20 protein-coding genes are annotated in these 23,185 nt (G+C 60.0%); 6 read left to right on the plus strand and 14 right to left on the minus strand.

The window, feature by feature from the left end; genetic code table 11:
* Positions 1 to 116: 116 nt before the first annotated feature.
* Entirely contained in the window at positions 117 to 530 is a 414-nt protein-coding gene (locus tag DU506_RS14370; RefSeq protein ID WP_114487598.1) for a MerR family transcriptional regulator, read from the plus strand.
* Positions 527 to 3,118 carry a heavy metal translocating P-type ATPase gene (locus DU506_RS14375; protein WP_235825644.1) on the plus strand — a complete coding sequence of 864 codons (2,592 nt, stop codon included), beginning with the start codon at positions 527 to 529 and terminating at the stop codon, positions 3,116 to 3,118. The genes DU506_RS14370 and DU506_RS14375 overlap by 4 nt, the downstream gene beginning before the upstream one ends.
* Before the next feature lie 146 nt (positions 3,119 to 3,264).
* Here the strand turns inward: DU506_RS14375 and DU506_RS14380 are convergent, their stop codons facing one another.
* From DU506_RS14380 to ffh, 11 genes are all read right to left on the minus strand, one after another.
* The gene (locus tag DU506_RS14380) at positions 3,265 to 3,900 is read right to left on the minus strand and encodes a YitT family protein (RefSeq protein ID WP_114487599.1); all 636 of its coding nucleotides are present in this window, start codon (positions 3,898 to 3,900) and stop codon (positions 3,265 to 3,267) included.
* 64 nt (positions 3,901 to 3,964) lie between these two features.
* Positions 3,965 to 5,761 (minus strand): single-stranded-DNA-specific exonuclease RecJ, encoded by a 1,797-nt coding sequence (locus tag DU506_RS14385; protein ID WP_114487600.1) that lies wholly within the window; start codon positions 5,759 to 5,761, stop codon positions 3,965 to 3,967.
* Between the two features lie 7 nt (positions 5,762 to 5,768).
* On the minus strand, positions 5,769 to 7,157 hold the full coding sequence (gene thrC / locus DU506_RS14390; RefSeq protein WP_114487601.1) for a threonine synthase: 1,389 nt from the start codon (positions 7,155 to 7,157) through the stop codon (positions 5,769 to 5,771).
* 2 nt (positions 7,158 to 7,159) lie between these two features.
* Positions 7,160 to 8,476 carry a homoserine dehydrogenase gene (locus DU506_RS14395; RefSeq protein ID WP_114487602.1) on the minus strand — a complete coding sequence of 439 codons (1,317 nt, stop codon included), beginning with the start codon at positions 8,474 to 8,476 and terminating at the stop codon, positions 7,160 to 7,162.
* A gap of 95 nt (positions 8,477 to 8,571) precedes the next feature.
* Complete coding sequence (locus tag DU506_RS14400) at positions 8,572 to 9,339, minus strand: DsbC family protein (RefSeq protein WP_114487603.1); 768 nt, start codon at positions 9,337 to 9,339, stop codon at positions 8,572 to 8,574.
* Positions 9,314 to 10,195: a site-specific tyrosine recombinase XerD gene (xerD, locus tag DU506_RS14405; protein ID WP_114487604.1), complete on the minus strand. Its 882-nt coding sequence runs from the start codon at positions 10,193 to 10,195 to the stop codon at positions 9,314 to 9,316. Before xerD ends, DU506_RS14400 begins: the two co-directional genes overlap by 26 nt.
* Positions 10,196 to 10,295: 100 nt before the next feature.
* A complete protein-coding gene (gene rplS, locus DU506_RS14410) occupies positions 10,296 to 10,652 on the minus strand; it encodes a 50S ribosomal protein L19 (protein ID WP_114487605.1) in 357 nt (118 codons plus the stop codon).
* Between the two features lie 175 nt (positions 10,653 to 10,827).
* Positions 10,828 to 11,589 (minus strand): tRNA (guanosine(37)-N1)-methyltransferase TrmD, encoded by a 762-nt coding sequence (gene trmD / locus DU506_RS14415; RefSeq protein WP_114487606.1) that lies wholly within the window; start codon positions 11,587 to 11,589, stop codon positions 10,828 to 10,830.
* Between the two features lie 50 nt (positions 11,590 to 11,639).
* Entirely contained in the window at positions 11,640 to 12,185 is a 546-nt protein-coding gene (rimM, locus tag DU506_RS14420) for a ribosome maturation factor RimM (protein ID WP_114487607.1), read from the minus strand.
* Between the two features lie 60 nt (positions 12,186 to 12,245).
* Positions 12,246 to 12,494, minus strand: coding sequence for a 30S ribosomal protein S16 (gene rpsP, locus DU506_RS14425; protein ID WP_114487608.1), 249 nt, complete (start codon positions 12,492 to 12,494; stop codon positions 12,246 to 12,248).
* A gap of 238 nt (positions 12,495 to 12,732) precedes the next feature.
* The gene (gene ffh / locus DU506_RS14430) at positions 12,733 to 14,151 is read right to left on the minus strand and encodes a signal recognition particle protein (RefSeq protein ID WP_114487609.1); all 1,419 of its coding nucleotides are present in this window, start codon (positions 14,149 to 14,151) and stop codon (positions 12,733 to 12,735) included.
* Between the two features lie 234 nt (positions 14,152 to 14,385).
* Here ffh and DU506_RS14435 point away from each other — a divergent pair, with 234 nt between their 5' ends.
* The gene (locus DU506_RS14435; protein WP_114487610.1) at positions 14,386 to 15,186 is read left to right on the plus strand and encodes a cytochrome C assembly family protein; all 801 of its coding nucleotides are present in this window, start codon (positions 14,386 to 14,388) and stop codon (positions 15,184 to 15,186) included.
* 96 nt (positions 15,187 to 15,282) lie between these two features.
* Positions 15,283 to 16,563, plus strand: a complete 1,281-nt coding sequence (locus DU506_RS14440; protein ID WP_114487611.1) for an HlyC/CorC family transporter — start codon at positions 15,283 to 15,285, stop codon at positions 16,561 to 16,563.
* Here the strand turns inward: DU506_RS14440 and DU506_RS14445 are convergent.
* A complete protein-coding gene (locus DU506_RS14445) occupies positions 16,553 to 17,176 on the minus strand; it encodes a 1-acyl-sn-glycerol-3-phosphate acyltransferase (protein WP_415843652.1) in 624 nt (207 codons plus the stop codon). The genes DU506_RS14440 and DU506_RS14445 overlap by 11 nt on opposite strands.
* A gap of 119 nt (positions 17,177 to 17,295) precedes the next feature.
* The gene (locus tag DU506_RS14450; RefSeq protein ID WP_114487613.1) at positions 17,296 to 17,910 is read right to left on the minus strand and encodes a TetR/AcrR family transcriptional regulator; all 615 of its coding nucleotides are present in this window, start codon (positions 17,908 to 17,910) and stop codon (positions 17,296 to 17,298) included.
* Between the two features lie 193 nt (positions 17,911 to 18,103).
* Here DU506_RS14450 and DU506_RS14455 point away from each other — a divergent pair, with 193 nt between their 5' ends.
* Positions 18,104 to 18,790 (plus strand): SOS response-associated peptidase, encoded by a 687-nt coding sequence (locus tag DU506_RS14455; protein WP_114487614.1) that lies wholly within the window; start codon positions 18,104 to 18,106, stop codon positions 18,788 to 18,790.
* Entirely contained in the window at positions 18,790 to 21,660 is a 2,871-nt protein-coding gene (locus DU506_RS14460) for an insulinase family protein (RefSeq protein ID WP_114487615.1), read from the plus strand. The genes DU506_RS14455 and DU506_RS14460 overlap by 1 nt, the downstream gene beginning before the upstream one ends.
* A 26-nt stretch (positions 21,661 to 21,686) precedes the next feature.
* Here DU506_RS14460 and sbcB read toward each other — a convergent pair whose 3' ends face one another.
* Positions 21,687 to 23,180 carry an exodeoxyribonuclease I gene (gene sbcB, locus DU506_RS14465; RefSeq protein WP_114487616.1) on the minus strand — a complete coding sequence of 498 codons (1,494 nt, stop codon included), beginning with the start codon at positions 23,178 to 23,180 and terminating at the stop codon, positions 21,687 to 21,689.
* Between the last annotated feature and the right edge of the window lie 5 nt (positions 23,181 to 23,185).

Consider the following 23,185-nt stretch of genomic DNA (forward strand, 5'->3'; position numbering starts at 1 on the left):
ACCCACTACCCACCATCCAACACTAAAGGAGGCGCGGACAGGGAACCCCGAGTCGTGCTGCGCACGACGCGCTATCCCTCCCGGCGCTAAAGCAACCGGGTTTCCCGCGCAAAACGATGAAAGTCAGCGAACTTGCCAAGCGTGCCGGGGTCACCGCTGAAACCGTACGCCACTACAGCCGGGAAGGGCTGCTTTCACCCCGGCGCCATCCGGATAACGGTTACCAGCTATTCAGCGACACCGACCTGCAGCGCCTGAACTTTATTCAACGGGCACGCACCCTGGGCTTCAGCGTGACCGAAATACGCGACATTCTGCTGCATGCCGACCAGGGCGACTCCCCCTGCCCGCTGGTGCGGGACCTGATGGCCGAGCGGTTGCCCCAGATATATGCGCGTATCGCCGAACTCCAGGCACTTGCGGCACGTATGGAACAGGCCCTTGAAACCTGGGCCGACATGCCCGATGGCACACCGGACGGCCACAGCCTTTGTCGCTTGATCGAAAACTTTCCCGAGGACACTCCATGAGCCATACCCTTGAGCGCACGGTTCCCGGCATGAATTGCCAAGGCTGTGTCAAACGCATGCGTGAAGCGATCCAGGCGCAAGACCCCACTGCCGAGGTTATCGGCACACCCGCGGAGAAACGCCTGGATGTGACCAGTAGCCTGGATAAAGCCAGCTTGGATCAGGTACTGGTCGATGCAGGCTTTCCCCCAGGCGAGATTGAGTCGCCACCCGTCACGGACTCTTCAGAGCCGGCTTTGGAACCGGCGTCAAGACAGACTTCAGATAGCTCAGCGTCAGCGCCAACCGACTCGAAAGCGCCTTCCGAGAGCGAGCCTGAATCTACCATTCGCCTGGCCATTTCCGGTATGACCTGCGCCGGCTGTGTCAATAGCGTGCAAAAAGCCTTGGAGAAAACACCCGGCGTGACATCCGCCGTGGTGAATCTCGGCACCCACACCGTGCAGGTGCGCGGCAACGCCGACACCCAGGCGCTTATCGCTGCCGTGGACAGTTCAGGTTATTCCGCCGAGCCTATCCTCGACATGCGTGAAGCCGAGCGCCTGCGTGCGCAGAAGGATGCCGTAACCTACCGGCAACGCCTCAAGGGCAGCGCCTGGTCGCTGGCGCTAGCGGTACCGCTGATGGCCGGAATGTTCATCTATCACCCTCACCCAGCGGGGTTGGGGCGGCTTTTCTGGCTGGTTGTCGGCCTGCTTACCCTGGCGATACTGATGGGGCCGGGGCGCCACTTCTTCGTTAGCGCCTGGAAGAACTTCAAGCACCACCAAGCCAACATGGACACCCTGATTGCCATGGGCACCGGGACCGCCTGGCTCTACTCCATGATGGTGGTGATATTCGCACCCTGGCTGCCGGAGATGGCGCTAGGCATCTATTTTGAAGCCTCGGCGATGGTCATCGGCCTGATACTGCTGGGCAATGCGTTGGAGCTGCGCGCTCGCGGGCGCACCAGCGACGCCCTCAAACGCCTGCTGGATCTGCAAAGCCGCACCGCCCGGGTGATTCGTGATGGTGAAGAGCGTGAGCTCGACATCGATGCGGTACGCGAGAACGATCACATCCGCGTACGTCCTGGCGAGCGCCTGCCGGTGGACGGGGAAGTTACCGAGGGCAAAAGCCATATCGATGAATCCATGCTCACCGGTGAGCCGTTGCCGGTGAGCAAGCAACAGGGCGATGAGGTCAACGCCGGCACGGTCAACGGCAAGGGTTCTCTGGTGTATCGGGCCACGCGCGTGGGTGCCGACACACGTCTGGGCCAGATCACCGAGCAGGTCGCCAGCGCCCAGAACTCGCGCCCGCCCATCGGCCACCTGGCGGACAAGGTCTCGAGTATTTTCGTGCCTTCGGTAATGATCATCGCCGTGCTAACCGCCCTGGCCTGGTTCAATTTCGGTGCCGAACCCCAGGTGCTGCATATGCTGATCACCGCCACCACGGTGCTGATCATCGCCTGCCCTTGTGCACTGGGCCTGGCCACACCGATCTCCACCATGATCGGCGTAGGTAAAGCTGCCGAGCATGGCGTGCTGGTACGCAGCGGCGATGCCCTGCAGACCGCCACCAAGCTCACCACCCTGGTCGTCGACAAGACCGGCACCCTGACTCAGGGCAAGCCCACCGTGACCGACACACGGATATTTCACGAGGATAGCGGCCAGGTATTGGGGTACGTCGCCGCCCTGGAGCGCAGCTCCGAGCACCCCCTGGCCAATGCCCTGCTCGCCCATGCCGAAGACCAGGGCGCCAGCACCTCTGAGATTGATAATTTCGACAGCGTGACCGGGGGTGGGGTAAAAGCGCAGACGACTCAGGGGGCTGAATTGCTGCTGGGAAATGCGCGCTTGCTCGAGCAGGCGGGGGTCGACCTGACTGATGCAGGTGACATCTCGCGGAAGTGGGAGGAAAACGCTCGCACGGTGGTCTATCTGGCCATGGACGGTCGCCTGGCAGCGGTTTTCGGCATCAGCGACCCCTTGCGTCACGACACCATCGAGGCCGTCAAACGCCTGCAAGCGGACGGCTTGAAAGTGGTGATGCTGACCGGCGACAACCGTCACACCGCCGCCGCCATTGCCCGAGAAGTGGGAATCGATGAGTTTCGCGCAGGCCTATTACCGGAAGACAAGCATGCGGAGATCGAGCGTTTGCAGCGTTCAGGCGCCATTGTGGGCATGGTGGGAGACGGCATCAACGACGCGCCGGCGCTGGCCCGGGCGAATGTCGGCTTTGCCATCGGCCAGGGTACCGATGTAGCAATCGAAAGCGCGGGCATCACGCTGATGCGTGGGTCGCTACACGGCGTTGCCGATGCTATCGAGATCAGCCGCGCCACCCTCACCAATATCAAGCAGAACCTGGTGGGTGCCTTTGGCTATAACGTCCTGTGCATCCCGATTGCCGCCGGGGTGCTTTACCCCTTCACCGGGATGCTGCTTTCACCGATGATCGCGGGTGCCGCCATGTCGCTCTCTTCGATCACCGTGGTGAGTAACGCCAACCGCTTGCGCTTGTTCAAGACAAGCTCGGCATCGACGGCTGCCAAAGCCCCTATCTCCACAAAAGCACAGGAGGCGACCTCATGAGCTGGCTGATAAATCTTGCAGGTTTAGGTCTAATCGTGGCGATTGTCTGGTGGTTCTGGCTGAGTGAGGCCTGAGGCACCACCTCAAAAAACCGCCACAAGAAACGGCCCGTCAGTTCAGAACTGACGGGCCGTTTTTTATTTGGCTCAACTCTCCCCGGTATAGCGTCCTGGCTTATGGTTGAGCGCGATGATCAGGTTCAGGATCAAGGCACCCAGCACCGAGTAAGCCACCCGGTCCGGTGGCAGCAACGCCAGGGCCACCAGCAGAATCACCCCATCGATGCCCAGCTGGACATAGCCCGCACGCAGGCCGTAACGCTGCTGCAGGTACAAGGAGAGAATATTGATGCCACCGAGGCTGGTACGGTGACGAAACAGCATCAGCATGCCGATGCCCATCAGGGCACCGCCCATTACCGCCGCATACAGAATCGGCACTTGCTCAAACTGCACCCAACGCTGGGTCAGCTCGGAAAACAACGAGACCAGCCCGATGGCGACGAAAGTGCGTAGCGTGAAACTCCACCCCATGCGCTTGATCGCCAGGTAATAAAACGGCACGTTGATCAGAAAGAACCAGGCACCAAAGCCTAGACTCGACACCCCCGCCGCTTCGCTGGCGTAGGTCAGCAATAGCGCCATGCCCGCGGTGCTTCCGGTAAGCAGCACCACATGGGTATAGAACGTCACCCCCAGGCTTACGAACAGCGTACCCAACAGCATCGCCATGACATCTTCGTAAGGCCGATGCGGATCGCGAGGCAAGTTATCCTCGTGCATGAAAAAAACATCCTTTTATGCTTTAACAACGTATGTTTTAACAACTGATACCAGGCGGGAAGGCCTAACTCGGCTCCGCGTGCTCGACCATCAACTGCAGCGTCTCACGGCCTCGCCAGCGGTTGCGGTTGAGCTTGTAGGCACAGTGGAGGCTGTCGCCCACGCCGAAGGCCGGCAACTCACCCGGCGTCAGCGCCCGAAACCAGATCGCCCGATGCGTCACGGCGCCACTGGACAGCTCCAGCATCAGGTGGGTGCCATCGGCCCCTACCGGCTTGAGCGCCTCGACCAGAAACTCGCCTTCGAACAGGGGGGAGTCGAACTCTCTCCCGTAAGGGCCGAGGGCATCGAGCTCGATCAGCGTTGCCAGATCCAGCTGGGCCGGTGTCAGCTGCCCGTCGGTCCATACGCGCGGATAAAGTTGCGTATCTCCCAATTGCTCGCCAACGGCCTGCAAGAAAGCCTCGCGAAAACGTTCAAGTTGAGCCACCGGAACCCCCACTCCCGCCGCACCACGATGGCCACCGAAACGCGGTAAGGTTTCCGGCGCCAAGGCGAAGGTGCGTTGCAGGGCATCGCGCAAATGCAGCGCATCGATGGAACGCCCGGAGCCGGTGAGCATGCCGGGTGCCGAGGCGGGGGTCAGCACCATGGCCGGGCGGCCGTAGGCCTGCACCAGACGCGAGGCGACGATTCCCTGAACGCCGGGGTGGCCGTCTTCCAGAAACACCACCAGCGCCAGGTCACCCGCTGCCAAGGGAGTCGCCGCCAGGGCGCGCGCCTCTTCCGCCATGTCCAGCTCGATTGCCTTGCGCGACTGGTTGTCCTGGTCCAGAACCTCAAGCTGGCGCTGCGCCACACCATCGCTTTCCGCGAGCATGAAATGCAGCGCCGCATAGGGGTCGTCCAGGCGCGAGCGGGCATTGATTCGCGGCCCCATCTGGAACGCCAGCGTTTCGGCGTTGAAGGGCACACTGTCGGCACCCAGACGCGCCGCCATGGCCCGCCAGCAGGCGGCATCCATGCGATTGATCAATTGCAGGCCGAAATTGACCACGGCCCGGTTGGCGGGGCTTTCACCCAGAGAGACACAGTCGGCCACGGTGCCCAAGGCAACATAGGAAAGCCAGGGCGAAAGCTTGGGAGTGGTTGCCGACAGCACCCCCCATTCGATCAGCACTCCCCGTGCCAGCGACATGACCAACCAGGCCACCATGCAGCCAGCGATGGTGGGGTCGGGATAGGCGCAATCGTCACGGGTGGGGTTGACCACCGCATGGGCAGAGGGTGGCGGGCCTTCCACCGGCAGCGCATGGTGATCGCTGACCACCACATCGATGCCCGCCGCTTTAAGCCGGGCGATACGCGGCTCATCGGAGCTGCCACAGTCGGCGGTAATCACCAGGCTGGGTACCGGCTTGAGCGCCAGGGTACGTTCGACCAGCGGCAGGCTGATGCCGTAACCATCGTGAATACGGTGACCGATCAGGCTGTGCAACTTGCTTTCCGGCACCCCGAACAGCTCGACCAGGGTACGCCGGATCACCACATGCGACGTGATACCATCGACGTCGTAATCGGTGAGGATACCGATGTGCTCGCCGTCCACCACCGCCTGGGCGATACGTTCGGCGGCGCGGCGGCCATCGGCGAGTTTTTCCGGATGCGCCAGGTAGCGCAAGCTGGGGGTCACCAAAGGTGCCAAGTCGCCTGCGTAACCATTCAGCCGACCGGCCAGTATGCGTGCCTGAAGCTCGGAAAGCCCTTCGGCCTGGGCACGGGCGTAAATATTCGCATCACGCAGACGCGGCTCCAGACGGGGCCGCGTCGCATGGTAGTGCGGGTTGCCGGAAGCCGTCATATCACGCTCAACGCCGATTTTCCGCGACGAAGCGCTGCACCGCGGCTAGATCAGCGGGCAGTACCGTGTAACGTTCTTCGCGTTCCAGCAGGTCTTCCATGTGCGGTGGCAATGGCACCCCGGTGAAACCGGCCTTGACCACTGCTTCGGCGAATTTAGCCGGGTGCGCCGTGGCCAGGGTGATCACCGGCGTGGACTGGTCGGCCCGCGCACGCTCGGCGGCGCGGTAGCCGGTGGCGGTGTGAGGGTCGAGCAATTCACCGGTGCGATGATGGGCCTCGCGAATCACTTCCAGAATCGTGGCGTCATCCACGCTATGGCTGGAAAATAGCTCGCGCAGCTTGGCCAGGGGCGCATCGGCCAAGGCCGTCGGTTCTTTCTGGAAGCGTTCGAGAAGGTCCGCCACGGCTTTGCCATCCCGTCCGTAGGCATCGAATAGCAGGCGTTCGAAATTGGACGACACCACGATATCCATCGAGGGCGCAAGCGTCGCCGCCAGCTCCTTCTTGGAAAAATCGTTGGCTGCCAAGGTGCGATGCAGGATGTCATTGGTGTTGGTGGCAATGATGAACTGCTTGACCGGCAAGCCCATCTGGTGAGCCATGTAGCCGGCGAAGACATTGCCGAAGTTGGCCGAGGGCACGCTGAAACTGACCTGGCGATACGGCGCACCCAGCGCTACGGCGGACGCGACGTAGTAGACGATCTGCGCCATGATGCGCGCCCAGTTGATCGAGTTCACCGCCACCAGCCGAGTCCCGTTCAGGAAACCCTGATCGGCAAAGCTGGCCTTGACCATCGCCTGGGCGTCATCGAAGTTTCCTTCGATGGCCACATTGAAGACATTGTTGGCCAGTACCGAGGTCATCTGGCGACGCTGGACTTCCGAGACACGGTTGTGCGGGTGAAGAATGAAGATGTCGAGGTTATCGCAATGGCGACAGCCTTCGATCGCCGCCGAGCCGGTGTCGCCGGAGGTCGCGCCCATGATCACCGCGCGCTCGCCGCGCTTTTTCAGGAAGTGATCCAGAATCCGCCCGAGCAATTGCAGGGCGACGTCCTTGAACGCCAAGGTCGGCCCATGAAACTGTTCGAGCAGAAAATGATTGGCATCCAGCTGTTTGAGCGGCACCACGGCGTCATGATTGAAGGTGGCGTAAGCCTCGCGCACGATCTCGCGGAAAGTGTCGTCGTCGATCTCGCCGCCCACGAACGGCTGCATCACCTGAAAGGCGATCTCGGCGTAGGAGAGCCCGGCCATGGCGGCCAGGTCATCATGGGAAAGTTGCGGGATGGTCTCGGGCACGTACAGGCCGCCATCGCTGGCCATACCGGTCAGCACCACGTCTTCAAACGACAACGCCGGCGCCTGGCCGCGTGTACTGATATAGCGCATGTTCACTCCTGCTCGTCGAGGCTTTCCACGCGAATCCGCATCACCGACCCGGCGATATCGGCCATCGCTTCGATCTGGCGAATGGCTTCGTTCATCTGCTTTTCCTTGGTGCGGTGGGTCAACAGAATGATCGGTACCAGCTCACCTTCGGTGGCTTCCTTCTGGATCAAGGCCTCGATCGAGATGCCCTGCTCGGACAGGATGGTCGCCACCCGCGCCAGCACACCCGGACGATCCACGGCCAGCAAGCGCAGGTAATAGGCGGTGATGATGTCTTCCATGGGCATGATCGGCAGGCTGCCGACATCTTCGCCAATGCCGCTGAAGGCCAGATACGGTACCCGGTAATGATGGTCGGTGGTGATGTCGCGCGCCACATCGAGCAGGTCCGCCACGACTGCCGAAGCGGTAGGCTCGGCACCGGCACCGGCGCCGTAATACAGGGTCGGCCCTACGGCATCCCCCATGATGGCGATGGCATTCTTGACGCCGTGCACATTGGCCAGCAGACGTTCCTTGGGAATCAGCGTGGGATGCACGCGCAGCTCGAGGCCGTGATCGGTGCGCTTGGAAATCCCCAGGTGCTTGATCACATAGCCCAGGTTGTCGGCCTGCTGGATATCTTCAGCGGTAATCCGTGAAATGCCTTCGGTGAAGGCCTTGTCGAATTGCAGCGGCACGCCGTAAGCGATGGACGCCAGAATGGTGAGCTTGTGCGCAGCGTCGATGCCTTCCACGTCGAAGGTGGGGTCGGCTTCGGCATAGCCCAACGCCTGCGCTTCGGTCAGGACGTCTTCGAAGGTGCGGCCTTCATCGCGCATATGGGTAAGAATGTAATTGCCGGTGCCGTTGATGATGCCCGCCACCCATTCGATACGGTTGGCTCCCAGGCCTTCACGCAGCGACTTGATCACCGGGATACCCCCGGCCACCGCCGCTTCGAACGCCACGATCACGCCCTTTTCATGGGCAGCCTTGAAAATCTCGTTGCCATGTACCGCAATCAGCGCCTTGTTGGCGGTGACCACGTGCTTGCCATTGGCGATCGCGGTCAGCACCAATTCACGGGCGATATCGTAGCCGCCGATCAGCTCGACGACGACGTCGACGTCCGGGTTGGTGGCCACTTCAAAGACATCGCTTGTAGCCTTGATACCGGTGATATCGCAGTCTGGGTGAATACTGCGGTGAGCGACCTGCTCAATGACGATCGGCCGTCCGGCGCGGCGAGCGATGTCGTCCGCATTCCGGGTCAATACGTTGAAGGTACCGCCACCGACAGTGCCCAATCCACAGATACCTACTCTCACCGGTTTCAATGTCTTTCCCCTTTGCATAACGTGAACATACGAGTGTTTTGGCATAACGCGACGGCTGCTACGACACGTCGCGTGCTCTTGGTTAGCCGTGGCTATCAGTCGTCAAGATTCAGCATCTCGGCCAGACGCTGGGGCGGCACGTAGCCCGGCACCAGCTGTCCGTCGGGTAAAATCAATGCCGGCGTGCCCTGAACCCCGAGCTGCATGCCTAGATCATACTGGGCCGCAACCGGATTGTCGCAGTTCGATGCGTTAGCCAGTGCCTCGCCTTGCTTGGCACGCGTCAATGCATCGCCTGAATTATCCGCGCACCATATTTGCTGCATGGTTCGGGCGGCGTCTCCGTTCATTCCGCTGCGCGGAAACGCCAGGTAATGAATTTCGATGCCCCGCTCGTTGAGCTCGGGCACCTGTTCATGCAGCTGAGTGCAGTAGGGGCAAGTCGGGTCGGTAAATACCACCACGGTGGCCCGGGTCGGCTGGGTGCCGCGAAATACCACGCGTTCGCTTTCGGGTATCTCGTCAATCGCCGCGGCGCGCGCCTGGTTGCGCGATTGCTCGGTCAGGTTGACCAACCCTTCACCGCTATTGTCGTAAAGATCACCCACCAGAAAATGACTGCCCGAGGCATTGGAATAGAAAGTTTCGCCACTTTCCAGGCGCACGGAAAAAATACCCTCGAGCGGCGTGGGCTCGACCCGTTCGACCGGCATGCGCTGTCCGTTGACGCTCAAGGTTTCCGTGAGTTGCTCGGGCACCGTATCGGCATTGGCTGACAAAGGCAAAATGGCAGTCGCCAGCGCCAGAAAAAACATAGAGGAACGATGAATCATCAGCTCAACCTCGTGGATGATGTTCGGCATGCAACGCTTCCAGGCGAGCCTGGGCGACATGCGTGTAAATTTGTGTGGTCGACAGATCACTGTGACCCAGTAACAACTGCACCACGCGTAGATTGGCCCCATGATTCAACAGATGCGTCGCGAATGCATGGCGCAAGGTATGCGGCGACAACGGCCGGCTGATTCCGGCGCAAGCGGCATGCACCTTGATCCGGTGCCAGAAGGTCTGCCGGGTCATCGACTTGCCACCTCGCCCGGGGAACAGCGCCGGGCGCGTGACATCCGCCATCAGCGCGGGGCGCGCCCTGTCCAGATAACGACCCAACCAGTATCCGGCTTCTTCACCCAAAGGCACCAGGCGGTCTTTATCGCCCTTTCCTCGCACCCGAACAACCCCTTGTCGCAGGTTGAGCGCATCGGTGGTCAAGCCGACCAACTCCGAGACGCGCAGGCCGCAGGCATACAGCAGCTCCAGCATGGCCCGGTCACGCAACCCCAGATCAGTGTCGGTATCCGGGGCGGCCAGCAGACGTTCCACTTCGTTTTCATCCAGGATATTGGGCAACCCCGGGCGCACGCGCGGCAAACGCACCTCCGCCAAGGGGTCATGCTGGATCATGGCGTGCAGTAGCGCCCAACGATAGAAGCTACGCAGACTCGACAGTAGCCGCGCATTGCTGCGTAGCTGATACCCCAACTCGCGGCGCTGTTCAAACCAGACAGGCAGCGCCTCGGAATCGGGATGCAGGATATCCTGTTCAAGAGTGGCGAGGTAAGCCTGCCAGGCCACCAGATCGCTACGGTAGGCGCTCAGAGTATGATCACTCGCACCACGCTCCAACCACAGCGCATCCAGAAACGCTTCTATCCTGTCCATGGCGTCTCTCTCGTCTCATCAACGGACAAAACCCCGCCCCGCAAAGCGGTGACGGGGTCTTGTATGCCCGGGCGCCGCAACGCCCGCGGAAATTCGCTGATTAAACCAGCTTTTCCTTGATACGGGCAGAACGGCCACTGCGCTCGCGCAGGTAGTAAAGCTTGGCCTGACGCACATCACCACGACGCTTGACTTCGAGGGAATCGACCAGCGGGCTGTAAGTCTGGAAGGTACGCTCGACGCCCACACCGTGAGAGATCTTGCGCACGGTGAAAGCGGAGTTCAGACCACGGTTACGCTTGCCGATCACCACGCCTTCAAACGCCTGCAGACGCTCGCGGGTGCCTTCCTTTACCTTGACCTGAACGATGATGGTATCGCCGGGAGCGAAGGGAGGCAGTTGCTTGGACATCTGCTCGTTTTCGATCGCCTGGATCACCTTGTTCTTGCTGCTCATGCTGTTACTCCTGAATAATGTCTTGGCTCACCGCTCGTTGTGCCGGCTGTATCTGGCATGGCTGGCGGGAGCCGTGATCCCGGCGCTCGAAACGAGCTACGCGGGAGTCGTCATGGGTGACGCAGGTGCCGCCCTCGGGTTAGCCCTGGGCATCGCCCTGCACCGCCGCCCTGACCTACCGGGTGGACAGGGCGTGTTCGTCGATAAACTCTTTCAGCAGTGCTCGCTGTTCGGCGTCGAGGGCCTGCTTATCGAGCAGGTCCGGACGCCGCTGCCAAGTGCGCCCCAGCGACTGTTTCAAGCGCCAGCGCTTGATCGCCGCATGGTTGCCACTCAGTAGTACCGCCGGCACCAGTCGCCCATCGATTGCTTCCGGGCGCGTGTAGTGCGGGCAATCCAGCAAACCGTTGTTGAATGAATCCTCGACAGCGGAATCCTGATGACCAAGAACGCCGGGCACCAGCCTTGCCGCTGCGTCAATCAGTACCATCGCCGGCAACTCGCCGCCGCTGAGTACATAGTCACCGATTGACCATTCTTCATCGATGTCACTTTCGACCAGGCGTTCGTCGATGCCTTCATAGCGTCCGGCGACCACGACCAGTGGTCCTGCCTCGGCCAGCATCCTGACCCCTTGTTGATCCAGCTTTCGCCCCTGGGGCGAAAGATAGATCACCTTGGCCGCCTGACCGGTGGCCTGCTCAGCCCGTTCACGGGCTGCAAGAATGGCGGCACGTAGCGTATCCACCTTCATCAACATGCCAGGGCCACCGCCGTAAGGACGGTCATCCACGCTGCGGTGTCGATCCGTGGCGTAGTCACGCGGATTCCAGAATTCCAGCGTGATGTGTTGCCTTTCCACTGCCCGACCGGTTACGCCGTGGCGACTGATCGCCTCGAACATTTCCGGGAACAGCGATACAACACCTATCCACATGTCGGGGATACCCAGCTGATCGTCTCATTCATTGCATTGCCTGCCCTTTCCTAGAATTCGCTGTCCCAGTCCACCACCATGCGGCGATTTTCCAGATCCACCTCCAGGATGACCTTTTCAGGCAAGAACGGCAGTAAACGCTCACGCTTGTCGATCGCGTCGTCGTCACCGCGTACCACCATGACATCGTTGGCGCCGGTTTCGAACAAATAGATAATTTGCCCCAACCGCTCGCCGGCCTGAGTGAAGACGGTCAACCCTTCAAGCTCATGCCAGTAAAACTCGTCGTCGGAAAGCTCGGGGAGTTCCTGCTTGCTCATGAGAATGTCGGCATCGGCGAGCGCTTCCGCCGCACCGCGCTCATCCACACCCTTGAGTTCGACCACCAGTCCCTTGCCTTGACGACGCCCCTGAATGACGGTGTAACGCGAAAGGCTCTGCCCTTGACGTATCCACCACTCCGGGTAGTCCAGAATGCTATCCATGGGGTTGGTGTAGGAATACACCTTGAGCCAGCCTTTCACCCCATAGGGGCTGGTCAGCTTGCCCAGCACCACATGCTCGTCGCCAGATCGGTTGGTAATACTACGATTCATCGACGACCTCACTGTGCTCCCATGATATACAACGATTGCGCAAGAATTCGCATGTCAGGCTCAGGCCTGCTTGCGAGCTTCCTTGAGCAATTCAGCAACGCGACCGGACACCTGTGCACCCTGGCTCTGCCAGTGAGTCACACGGTCCAGATCTACGCGCAGGCGCTCTTCCTGACCACGGGCAACCGGGTTGAAGAAACCGACACGCTCGATGAAACGACCGTCGCGGGCGTTGCGTGAGTCAGTAACGGTCAAATGATAGAAGGGACGCTTCTTGGCGCCACCACGTGCCAAACGAATGGTAACCATACGATAACTATCCTTCGGTTGAGGTTACGAGAACGTGAAGTAGCCCTTCAAATAGTTGAAATGGCACTTCATGTTGAAGATGTGCTTCATGGGTAATGCTTGCTTCATGTGGGCCGGCCGGGCCGGTTTTCACAGCACTCGCGCATGGCCCACGCATGAAGAGGCAGCATTCTACGCAAATGCGCAGGGCTTGGAAAGCCTGACGGCCAGAAAACCCCACAGCCGTCAAGCCGAACGCCTACCGGCGAGGCATACCCCCGGGGCCGCCCATGCCCCCCATACCCCCGGGGCCGCCCGGGCCGCCCGGGCCACCACCGCCCATCATGCCGGACATGCCGCGCATCATTTTCTGCATACCACCTTTCTGGCCGGCTTTTTTCATCATCTTTTGCATCTGCTTGTGCTGCTTGAGCAGACGATTGAGATCCGGCACCTGCAAGCCCGCTCCGGCGGCAATACGCCGCTTGCGCGAGCCATTGATGATGTCCGGCTTACGGCGCTCCTTGGGCGTCATGGAGTTGATCAAGGCTTCAAGCTTGCCCAACTCCTTTTCCGGGCCGGGGCCCTGAGCCATTTCCGCCATCTGTCCCATGCCGGGCAGCTTGCCCAGCAGACCGCCCATGCCGCCCATTTTCTTGAGCTGCTGGAGCTGATCGCGGAAATCTTCAAGATCGAAGCCTTCGCCTTTCTTGACCTTCTTGGCCAGCTGTTCGGCCTTGTTCTTGTCGACGGTACGCTCGGCTTCCTCGATCAGGGAAAGCATGTCGCCCATACCGAGAATACGCGATGCGACCCGGTCGGGGTGGAACGGCTCCAGGGCGTCGACCTTCTCCCCCACCCCCATGAACTTGATCGGCTTGCCGGTGATATGCCGCACCGAAAGCGCCGCACCGCCGCGCGCATCACCATCGGCCTTGGTCAGGATGACCCCGGTCAACGGCAAGGCTTCATTGAAGGCCTTGGCGGTATTGGCGGCATCCTGGCCGGTCATGGCATCGACCACGAACAGCGTTTCCTGCGGTGAGACGGCTTTGTGCAACGCCTGGATCTCGGCCATCATCGCTTCATCGATCGCCAGACGTCCGGCGGTATCGATCAATAGCACGTCATGAAACTGAATCTTGGCGTGCTTGATCGCCGCTTCCGCAATGTCGACCGGCTTTTGATCAGAGCGCGAGGGAAAGAAATCCACCTCGACTTCCTTGGCCAGGGTTTCCAGCTGATCAATCGCCGCCGGGCGATAGACGTCCGCCGACACCACCAGCACTTTTTTCTTTTCTCGCTCGCGCAGATAGCGCGCCAGCTTGGCAACCGAGGTGGTTTTACCCGCCCCTTGCAGGCCGGCCATCAACACCACCGCAGGGGAGCCTTTCAGAGCAAGCCCTTCGTTGGCTTCCCCCATGATCGCTTCAAGTTCCTGCTGAACGATCTTGACGAACTGCTGGCCCGGCGACAGGCTTTTCGACACTTCCTGCCCGACCGCACGCTCGCGCACCCGCTCGATAAAGGCCTTGACCACCGGCAGGGCGACATCCGCCTCGAGAAGCGCCTTTCGCACCTCTCGCAGGGTATCCTTGATGTTGTCATCGGTCAGGCGGGCCTGACCCTTGATCGACTTCAGCGTCTGGGATAGACGCTCACTGAGACTCTCAAACATGGGGCTGCTTGCCTCCGTCGCTTTGCACATCACGACCTGAAATAATTTGGGCGTGATTATACGCCCTGTGGCGCCGAGTCTCCATGGTCTGCGAAGATGTCATTGGGCTATGACTGTGCGGCGCCATCAGGATTGGTTATAGTAACGGCCTTGATACATAGCCGTTGACAGACAAGGCTTGATCCAGATAACCGATTCATTTGCAACGCGCTGGCAAGGCGCACGGATAGCACAATGCAGGCGCTCCCTTTCGCCACTCTAGCCTTTGTACTTTACGTTGCCGCCGCCATCTGGCAAGGCATGACGCTGTTACGTCGCGTCCCCCCGCACCCTGGGATAGTGCGTCTTCTCGGCGCGCTCGGGCTGTTGATGCACATCCCGGTAGTGATCGAACTAGTCTCTCAAGCGCCCGGCTTGTTGCCCGGACTGACTACCAGCGCCACCTTATTGATGGCGGTAGTGGTCAATCTGCTTCTGGTCGCCAGCCTGTTCAAGCCGGTGCTCAATGCCGCCATCGCGCTTTTCCCCCTGGCCGGCCTGGCGCTCGTCATGGCTACCTGGCTACCCAGCCAGGGGCGCGAAACCGGGCTGACCCCGGGCATCTTGCTCCACGCGGCCAGCTCCGCCCTGGCGTTTGCCATGCTCGCCATCGCGGCGGCACAGGCCGTGCTGGTAGGGCTGCAAAACCAGGCGTTGCGTCATCACCATATCCGCGGAATCGTCCAGTCATTGCCACCGTTGACCACCATGGAGCGACTGCTGTTCGAACTGGTGTGGGCGGGCGTTCTCCTTCTCACCTTGTCGATCGTCAGCGGTCTGGTGTTTCTGGATAATATCTTTGCGCAACATCTGGCGCACAAGACGGTGCTCTCGCTGGCAGCCTGGTTGATTTTCACTACCTTGCTAGTAGGTCGCTATCGGTTCGGCTGGCGAGGCATGCGCGCGGTACGCTGGACCCTGTGGGGCTGCGCCCTCTTGTTGCTGGCTTATTTCGGCAGCAAGTTCGTTCTGGAAATTCTGCTCAACCAAAACTGACACCTGGGCAGGGGCAAGGCGACGTTTCGCTAACTTGACACATTGCCCCTTACTCCCTACAAATCAAGCCTGACACGTCATAGAGGATCTTTCGACTTGAGCGACGACTTCCCCCTGGGGTTATTGTTCGGCCTGCTAGCTTTGCTTGTTTTACTTTCCGCTTTTTTCTCAAGCTCTGAAACCGGCATGATGTCCATCAACCGTTACCGCTTGAGCCATCAAGCCAACAGCGGTGACAGCCGGGCAAAGCGCGTCGTTCGGCTTCTGGCACGACCCGACCGTCTGATTGGCGTGATTCTGATCGGCAACAACTTCGTCAATAACCTGGCCGCTTCGATTGCCACGATTATCGCCATTCATTTCTTTGGCGAAGTTACCGGGCCGGTGGTGGCGACATCGTTATTGACCATCACCATTCTGATTTTTGCCGAAGTCACCCCCAAGACCTATGCCGCGATTCGCCCCGAACGGGTGGCCTACCCCACCTCCGTGGTGCTCGAACCGCTGCTCAAGCTGCTTTACCCCCTGGTATGGCTGGTCAACGTGCTGTCCAACAGCTTGCTCAAGCTGGCCGGGGTCAAGAGCGTGGAAGGCGGCGGGGACAATCTGAGCCGGGATGAATTGCGTACGATCGTGCATGAAGCGGGCACCCTGATCCCCTACCGTCACCAGACCATGCTGCTGTCGATTCTGGATCTGGAAAATGTCACGGTGAACGACATCATGGTGCCGCGTCATGAAGTCGTCGGGATCGACCTCGATGATTCCCTGGAAGACATCCTGACCCAGGTACGCACCAGCCAGCACACCCGGGTACCGGTGTACAAAGGTGATATCAACAACATCATCGGCATGCTGCACCTGCGTAATGCGGCTCGCTTTCTTTCCCGTGACGAAGTGACCAAGGCGGCCATCGTTCAGGAAGCACGTGACCCTTATTTCATCCCCGAATCGACGCCCCTGCATACACAGTTGCTCAATTTCCAGAAACAGAAACGCCGTATCGGTATCGTTGTCGATGAATACGGGGATGTCGAAGGCTTGGTCACGCTGGAGGATATACTCGAAGAGATCGTCGGCGAGTTCACTACCGACGTCTCGGAAGATCAGGAAATTCATCAGCAGGAGGATGGCAGCAACGTCATCGAAGGCACCGCCAACATTCGGGAAATCAACAAGGCGCTGGGCTGGCAGCTACCCACCGACGGCCCCAAGACCTTGAATGGTCTGATTCTCGAACATCTGGAAGCTTTCCCCGAAGGCCCCGTCTGCTTGCAGGTAGGTAACACGCGGATGGAAATCCTCGAGATTCGCGACAACCTGATCACCTCGGCGCGCTGCTGGCAGCAGAGCCGCCTGGCTCGCGCTAGGAATTGATCTGTTCGTCATCCGCCATGCTGGTCAGTACCCGCACCCGCGCCTCCAGATAATGCCGCAACGCATTCTGACGGGCGCGTCCCTGGCTTACCAACGCCTGGGGCGTTACCGGCGAGCCAAAGCGCAGGCTGACACGGGCGCGCCAGCGGCGCGGCCACTTTTTCAGCGCGGGCCCTTCATGATGAGAGGTCCAGGATCCCCATAGCCCGGTGATACCAGCCGGAATCACCGCCACGGGATCACGCGCCAAAATAGCGTCCAGGCCGCGTCGGAAGGTATGCACTTCGCCATCCGTGGTCAATTTTCCTTCGGGAAACACCATCACCACTTCGCCGTTACGTAACGCTCGGCTGATCGCTTCCAAGGTTTGCCGCAACGACCCCGGATTGCGGCGTTCCGACTCGATGGGAATGGCGCCGACCAGACGAAACCACCAGTTCAGCCAGGGGGACTCGAAGATAGCTCGCTCCATCACAAAGCGCAGCGACCGAGGACAGGCGCCGCCCAATATGAGGGCGTCCATGAAACTGACGTGATTGCACACGATCAATGCCGCGCCTTCTCGAGGCACATGGTCGAGACCGTGAATCCGCAAACGATAACAAAGTCGCATAATCAGCAAGATCAGAAGCCGCAGGAACTGGCGAAGGCCGCGCAGCAGCCAGTAACGACTGGGCTTCAATGCACTCAATAACGCCGCCACTCCCAGCGAACCGGCTAGCCACCAGGCTGTCATTCGCGGGTTTCCTGGCGATTCAGGCCCGCCAGTACCGTACTCATCAGCTGATCGAGCAATTCATCCACTTCGAGCCGCTGGCCCTGCCAATACCCCAGGCGCTCATTCAACCCCAGTTGCACCAACCCATGCACACTGCCCCAGAGCGTACGACTCAACCGACTGGCTTCGAGGTCGTCGAGTGCCGGCTGGTGGCGCTTCAGGGCCGCCTCCACTTGCATGAACAAAGCGCCGATCAAGTCTCCCTGGCGTTGATCCAACTCGCCTTCTTCAGCCAGAGGATGATCAAACAGCAGCTGCCAGCGGTAACGATCCGCTTCGGCAAAATGCCAATAGGTATGTGCCAAGGCGCGCAACCAGGGCTCCGGGGCATCGTCGTCAAGGCTGGCAATGGTTTTTTGCAGGCGTGCCAATGTTTCCACGTTGACGTGCTGCAACAAGTTGTTGAAGCTGCCATATAGCTTAAGCAGCGTACTGGGCGCACAGCCCACTTCTCGGGCCAGCGCACGCAGCGACAGGTTGTGAACCGGTTGCAAGGCAAGCCAGGCATCACAAGCCTGCATGACCTGCGCATGTAATGCATCGGGCGCATGCTGTCTGGGACGAGCCATGGTTTTCTCTATTTGAACGACTGCGACAAGGAAACGCTTCGCCACGCTTTAGCGCAACGAAGTACTGATATAGGATACCTTACATCGAACAGTGTTTTCGATACTAGAAACGCACATTTCACGGTTTATTGCACTTGGTTTGATCCAAGCCATCGGTCATCGTTACATTACTGTGTTGCGTCAGGAGACCCTCATGACCGGACGCCTGCATGTCCATGGGTTCAACCCCACTCGGCTTCTTCCCATGCTGGAACTCAGCCAGGCGTTGATTGAATCGCCCAACCTGGCCCCGCGCCAACCGATTTCGGCTATTCGTCGTGAAGGCAGTGTCACTTGCCTGACCACGCTCTTCTGGGGTTTGACACCGCCCTGGCTGAACGTGCTTGATCATGCACCGCATTGTGCACGTGCGGAGTCGTTGGAAAGCCGCAGCATGTTCCGCGAAGCCTTTCACGCACGGCGCTGCCTGATTCCCGTCACCGGCGTCTATATATGGAAATCACGCCCTCGCGCCAAGCAGCCGTTCCTGGTCACCGAGGTCGGTCGTGCCCCGCTGCTGCTGGCTGGAATCTGGTGTCGATATCACACCAGCTTGACGCAATTCAACGACTCCACCGCCCTGATTACGGTGCCGGCCAACGCCTGGCTTTCCCGGCTGACTGATCGCTTACCCGCGATCATTGCTCCGGAGCAGGCCGCTTCTTGGCTCGACCCTGTAACCCCGGTTGAAGAGGTCGCCGCCTTGCTGACTCCCGCGCCTTTGGAACTGTTAGGCGCATTTCCGGTATCAACTAGGGTAAACAACCCTGCCTATCAGTCATCGGACTGCGCCTATCCGGTTGGTTCGATGCTGCGCTGGGCTTCGACTCAGGAGCTTTAATGTCTCATCTTGCCCGCTTATCCGGCCGGCCCCGGCGTCATTTTGCGACCCTGGCCGGCACGCTATTGACCGGCACACTGCTTTCCGGCACGGCCTGGTTCGATGACTCGGCTTGGGCCTTCTCCGGCGAGGACGGTCTGGCCGAGGTAATCAAGCCGATCGTCAGCCCTCACGACAGCCGAGACTATCGAGTTCTGGAACTGGAAAACGGCCTCACCGCCTTGCTGGTCAGCGACTCCGATGCCGACAAGGCCGCCGCCTCGATGAACGTCCGGGTGGGTAGCGCCCAGGATCCCGAGGACTTGCAGGGTCTGGCTCACTTTCTGGAGCACATGCTGTTTCTGGGTACGGAGCCTTACCCTCAAGCCGACGCCTACCAGAGCTATATTTCCCGAAATGCCGGTTCGCACAATGCCTTTACCGCCTCGCAGGACACCAATTACTTCTTTGATATAGAGCCTTCGGCGCTGCCCGGCGCCCTGGATCGCTTCAGTGCTTTCTTTGTTTCGCCGCTATTCAATGCCGAACGGCTGGAAAGTGAGCGCAACATCGTGCATTCGGAGTACATGGCGCGCATTCGTGATGAAGGACGTCGAAAAAACGATGTCCTCAATCAATTGCTGAACCCCGAACACCCCACCACCCGCTTTGCCGTGGGCAGCCGCGAGACGTTGGCAAGCCCACCCCCCGGCGAACCCGACCTACGCGAACGGGTGATCGAGTTTTATCACAGTCATTACGACCCGAATGTCATGCACTTGGCAGTGGTGGCACCACAACCGCTCGATACCCTGGAAAGCTGGGTGGTGGAGCGTTTTGCCGAGATCACGGACCGGGGACTCGAGGCACCGGTCATTGAAGAGCCTCTGGCTGCTGAAGAAAGCCTACCCCGTTATGCCGAAATGCAGTCACTGCGTGACGACCGTGAAATACGCTTTTCCTTCCCGGTACCCGACCCGATCAACGACTACCGGCACAAGCCAGCGGATCTCGTGGCACATCTGTTAGGTCATGAAGGTGATGGCAGCCTCTTGGCGGTGCTGCGCGAGGCCGGCCTCGCCGATGGCCTTTCCGCGGGTGTTGGTCGCAGTGACGGCCAGGATGCGCTGTTTTCCGTGTCGATCAGCCTGACCCCGGAAGGCGCCGAGCAGCTCGATGTCATTCAGGCCACCCTGTTTGCTGCCATTGAACTGATTCGTGAAAACGGCCTCGAGGCTTGGCGCTATCAAGAACAAGTCCGGCTTGCCGAACAGGCGTTTCGCTTTCAACAGCGCGGCGCGCCTCAACAGGAAGCCACGCATTTGGCGATGAACCTGTCACGCTATCCGCTGAAGGATGTGCAGTACGCCCCCTACCGCATGGAGGGCTTTACCCCTGAACGCACTAAAGCCTACGCAGATGCCTTACGCCCGGAGACGCTGATTCGCCTCTACAGCGGCCCCGAAGTCGAAGGTGATAGCATTTCCCCCTGGTTCCAAGCTCCCTGGAACGAGGTCGAGAGCATCGCCATGAGCCAAGCCTTGACAGGCCTCGCCTTACCCGAGCCCAACCCTTTCATCGCTGAAAGCCTGGAGATTATCGAAGGGCAGGATGATAAGCCGTCGGCCTTGATCGATGCGCCGTCCTTCACTTTCTGGCACTTGCAAAACGATAGCTTCAACACCCCCAAGGCCGAATGGCGCATTAGTCTGCAACACCCCAGCGCCAGCTACTCCGCGGAAGAAGCGGTGCTGGCCCGGCTACTCGCCGGTTGGCTCAACGACAGTCTTAACGAGCGGCTTTATCCGGCATGGTTGGCGGGGCACTCGATGAATGCCTATGCGCATGCCCGCGGCATCACGCTGGCTTTTTCCGGCTGGCGCGATGGTCAGGCACCCTTGATGGAAGAAGTGATCACCCAGCTCAAGGAAGGTGACATCGATCCCGCCACCTTCGAGCGTGTACGCTACCGTTACCAGCAGCAATGGCAAAACGCCCCCCAGGATGCGCTATACCGGCAAGCCAGCGATACCCTGGGCGAGGCATTGATTCGTCCTCAGTGGCCCACTCAAGCACTGCTAGAAGCCAGCGATGGCTTGACCCTGCATAGCCTGAAAGATTTTCGCCAACGCTTTGTCGATGACCTCTATGTCGATGCCATGGCGGTGGGCAACCTGACTTCCGAGCAGGCTCAGGCGCAAGCCGAACAGCTAAGGGCCATGTTGTTACCGCGCCTGACACGCCGCGACATCCAATCTTTGACCCCGCTTGCGGTAGGCGATGACGCCCCGCTGCTGCACCCCCACAGTGAGCGCAACGAGTCTCTGGTGCTGCGTTACCTGCAGGGCAATGAACGCTCGCTTCATGAACAGGCGGCGTTGAGCGTGCTCGGTCAATGGCTGGACACACCCTTCTATCAGCGTCTACGCACTGAACAGCAGCTGGGTTACGTGGTCAATGCCGGCTATTCACCCCTGCTCGACGCACCGGGAATTGCCTTGATGGTGCAATCCTCGGATGTGGACAGCGCCGCCATCGCCGAGCACATGGACACCTTCCTGGAAAATGCCACCGCACGCCTTGGGGCCCTTGACGATGCCGATCTGGCACCGTACCGCCAAGCAGTGCATGACCAATTGCAGCAACGCGCCACCAGCCTCGGCAGCCTGGCCAATCGCTATTGGCAAGCCACGGCTCTCGATGAGATCAACTTCGAAAGACGCGAGCAACATGCCGCTCTGGCCCTGGAGGTGAGTGTGGATACGCTGCAGACGCTGTGGCCTTCACTGCTTGAACAGTCGCTGGATATCCGCTTCGACCCAGGCGTCACCCCCAGTGATGTGCAGGAATTCCGCGAGTCTCGTCCACCCCTGCCAAGCGCTGACGACTAAGCGCAACGACCCACCGGCCCAAGCCTTCATGCATCGAAGGCTTGGGCCGGCATGATCGATTCGACGTACATCACCAGCTCTTCCAGTATCTGTCGCTCGTACTGACTGAGTGACTGCTGATTGTAACGCTCTATTTCACGGGCGAAGTCCTTCAAGGTAAACCCGGCCAGGGCGGCGTCATTCATGCGTGCCCAGCGAAAGGCTTCCCACTGGGTGAGCTCCTCACCTTCCAGGGTTTCCGGATAGTTTCGGGCGCGATAGCGAAACAGCATTTCCTCCAGCCGTGAATCCTGAAACGCAAAGCGCTTGCCCACCAGATCCCAGGGCGACGTTGCACGCACCGCCTGCATTTCCCGACGGTCCGCCGGCGAGAAAAACCCACCCGAATAAAGCATCAGGTCCGGGTCGTGAATTTCCTCTGCGTAAGGGGCGCTGAACACTTCGATGACCTTCGCCGCCACGCCGCTCGCCTCGCGCAAGGTTTTCCAGTGCGCACGGCACATCGCCATATCCAGCCCCAGGCGCTTGACGATGTCGCCATACGCGCCCTGCTGCGGGCCGGACACATCCTTCAAGGCCCCGGCGGGGAACACGACCGGACATTTGTTGAGATGAATCACCTTGAGCGGAATGCGCGTGTCGCCTTCTGCCAGGTCTTGCTGGCTGACGAAAACTCGCTCGCGGATCTGCTCGGCACTCAACGCCATGAGCTCGGCGGGGTCGACGCTCAAGTCGTAAACGATAATGCCGTTAGCATTGGTGGGATGTTCTGCCAAAGGCAGCACCAGGGCACCACAAGCTCGTGCAGCCGGATAACGACGCGAGATGTGCAGCAGCGGCTTGCCGCCGGGCAAATCCACTTGCCGCGCCACGGCACGCTTGCCACGCAGCCCCAGAAGATAGTCGAAAAGTTTGGGATTCGTTGACTTGAGCAAACGCGCCAAGGCAATCGTGGCGCGCACATCCGCCAAGGCGTCATGAGCACCTTCATGGGCAATGCCATTGGCCTGGGTAAGATGTTCAAGCTTGAAACTGGGGGCACCATCTTCGCGCTGCGGCCATTGGATTCCCTCAGGACGCAAGGCATAAAAGGCCCTTACCACGTCGATCAGATCCCAGCGCGAGTTGCCGTTTTGCCATTCACGCGCATAAGGATCGATGAAATTACGGTAAAACAACTGACGGCTGACTTCATCGTCGAACCGCAGACTGTTGTACCCCACCACGCAGGTGCCGGGTTCGCTCATGCACTCCACGATACGCCCGGCGAACTCGGTTTCCGGCAGGCCGTGGCGACGAGCCTTCTGGGGTGTAATCCCGGTGATCAGGCAAGCGATCGGATGCGGCAGGTCATCATCGGCAGGCTTGCAGTAAAGCTCGAGAGGCTCACCTATTTCATTGAAGTCGGCATCCGTGCGGATGCCTGCAAACTGAGCCGGGCGGTCGCGGCGAGGGTCAGCCCCGAAGGTTTCATAATCGTGCCACAGGTAACTGGCCGGGGCGGCATTGGTCGACGCCATGAACT

It is taken from the genome of Vreelandella rituensis (assembly GCF_003336665.1).
GTDB classification, from domain to species: domain Bacteria; phylum Pseudomonadota; class Gammaproteobacteria; order Pseudomonadales; family Halomonadaceae; genus Vreelandella; species Vreelandella rituensis.

Bases quoted from the DNA above. Each gene is read 5' to 3' on its own strand.
- xerD (WP_114487604.1), bottom strand. From the start codon at position 10,195: ATGGACAGGATAGAAGCGTTTCTGGATGCGCTGTGGTTGGAGCGTGGT.
- DU506_RS14455 (WP_114487614.1), top strand. From the start codon at position 18,104: ATGACCGGACGCCTGCATGTCCATGGGTTCAACCCCACTCGGCTTCTT.
- DU506_RS14370 (WP_114487598.1), top strand. From the start codon at position 117: ATGAAAGTCAGCGAACTTGCCAAGCGTGCCGGGGTCACCGCTGAAACC.
- rplS (WP_114487605.1), bottom strand. From the start codon at position 10,652: ATGAGCAGCAAGAACAAGGTGATCCAGGCGATCGAAAACGAGCAGATG.
- trmD (WP_114487606.1), bottom strand. From the start codon at position 11,589: ATGTGGATAGGTGTTGTATCGCTGTTCCCGGAAATGTTCGAGGCGATC.
- DU506_RS14385 (WP_114487600.1), bottom strand. From the start codon at position 5,761: ATGACGGCTTCCGGCAACCCGCACTACCATGCGACGCGGCCCCGTCTG.
- rpsP (WP_114487608.1), bottom strand. From the start codon at position 12,494: ATGGTTACCATTCGTTTGGCACGTGGTGGCGCCAAGAAGCGTCCCTTC.
- DU506_RS14450 (WP_114487613.1), bottom strand. From the start codon at position 17,910: ATGGCTCGTCCCAGACAGCATGCGCCCGATGCATTACATGCGCAGGTC.
- DU506_RS14400 (WP_114487603.1), bottom strand. From the start codon at position 9,339: ATGCCGAACATCATCCACGAGGTTGAGCTGATGATTCATCGTTCCTCT.
- thrC (WP_114487601.1), bottom strand. From the start codon at position 7,157: ATGCGCTATATCAGTACACGCGGCCAGGCGCCGGCGTTGTCGTTTGAA.
- DU506_RS14460 (WP_114487615.1), top strand. From the start codon at position 18,790: ATGTCTCATCTTGCCCGCTTATCCGGCCGGCCCCGGCGTCATTTTGCG.
- ffh (WP_114487609.1), bottom strand. From the start codon at position 14,151: ATGTTTGAGAGTCTCAGTGAGCGTCTATCCCAGACGCTGAAGTCGATC.
- rimM (WP_114487607.1), bottom strand. From the start codon at position 12,185: ATGAATCGTAGTATTACCAACCGATCTGGCGACGAGCATGTGGTGCTG.
- DU506_RS14375 (WP_235825644.1), top strand. From the start codon at position 527: ATGAGCCATACCCTTGAGCGCACGGTTCCCGGCATGAATTGCCAAGGC.
- sbcB (WP_114487616.1), bottom strand. From the start codon at position 23,180: ATGGCGTCGACCAATGCCGCCCCGGCCAGTTACCTGTGGCACGATTAT.
- DU506_RS14435 (WP_114487610.1), top strand. From the start codon at position 14,386: ATGCAGGCGCTCCCTTTCGCCACTCTAGCCTTTGTACTTTACGTTGCC.
- DU506_RS14380 (WP_114487599.1), bottom strand. From the start codon at position 3,900: ATGCACGAGGATAACTTGCCTCGCGATCCGCATCGGCCTTACGAAGAT.
- DU506_RS14445 (WP_415843652.1), bottom strand. From the start codon at position 17,176: ATGCGACTTTGTTATCGTTTGCGGATTCACGGTCTCGACCATGTGCCT.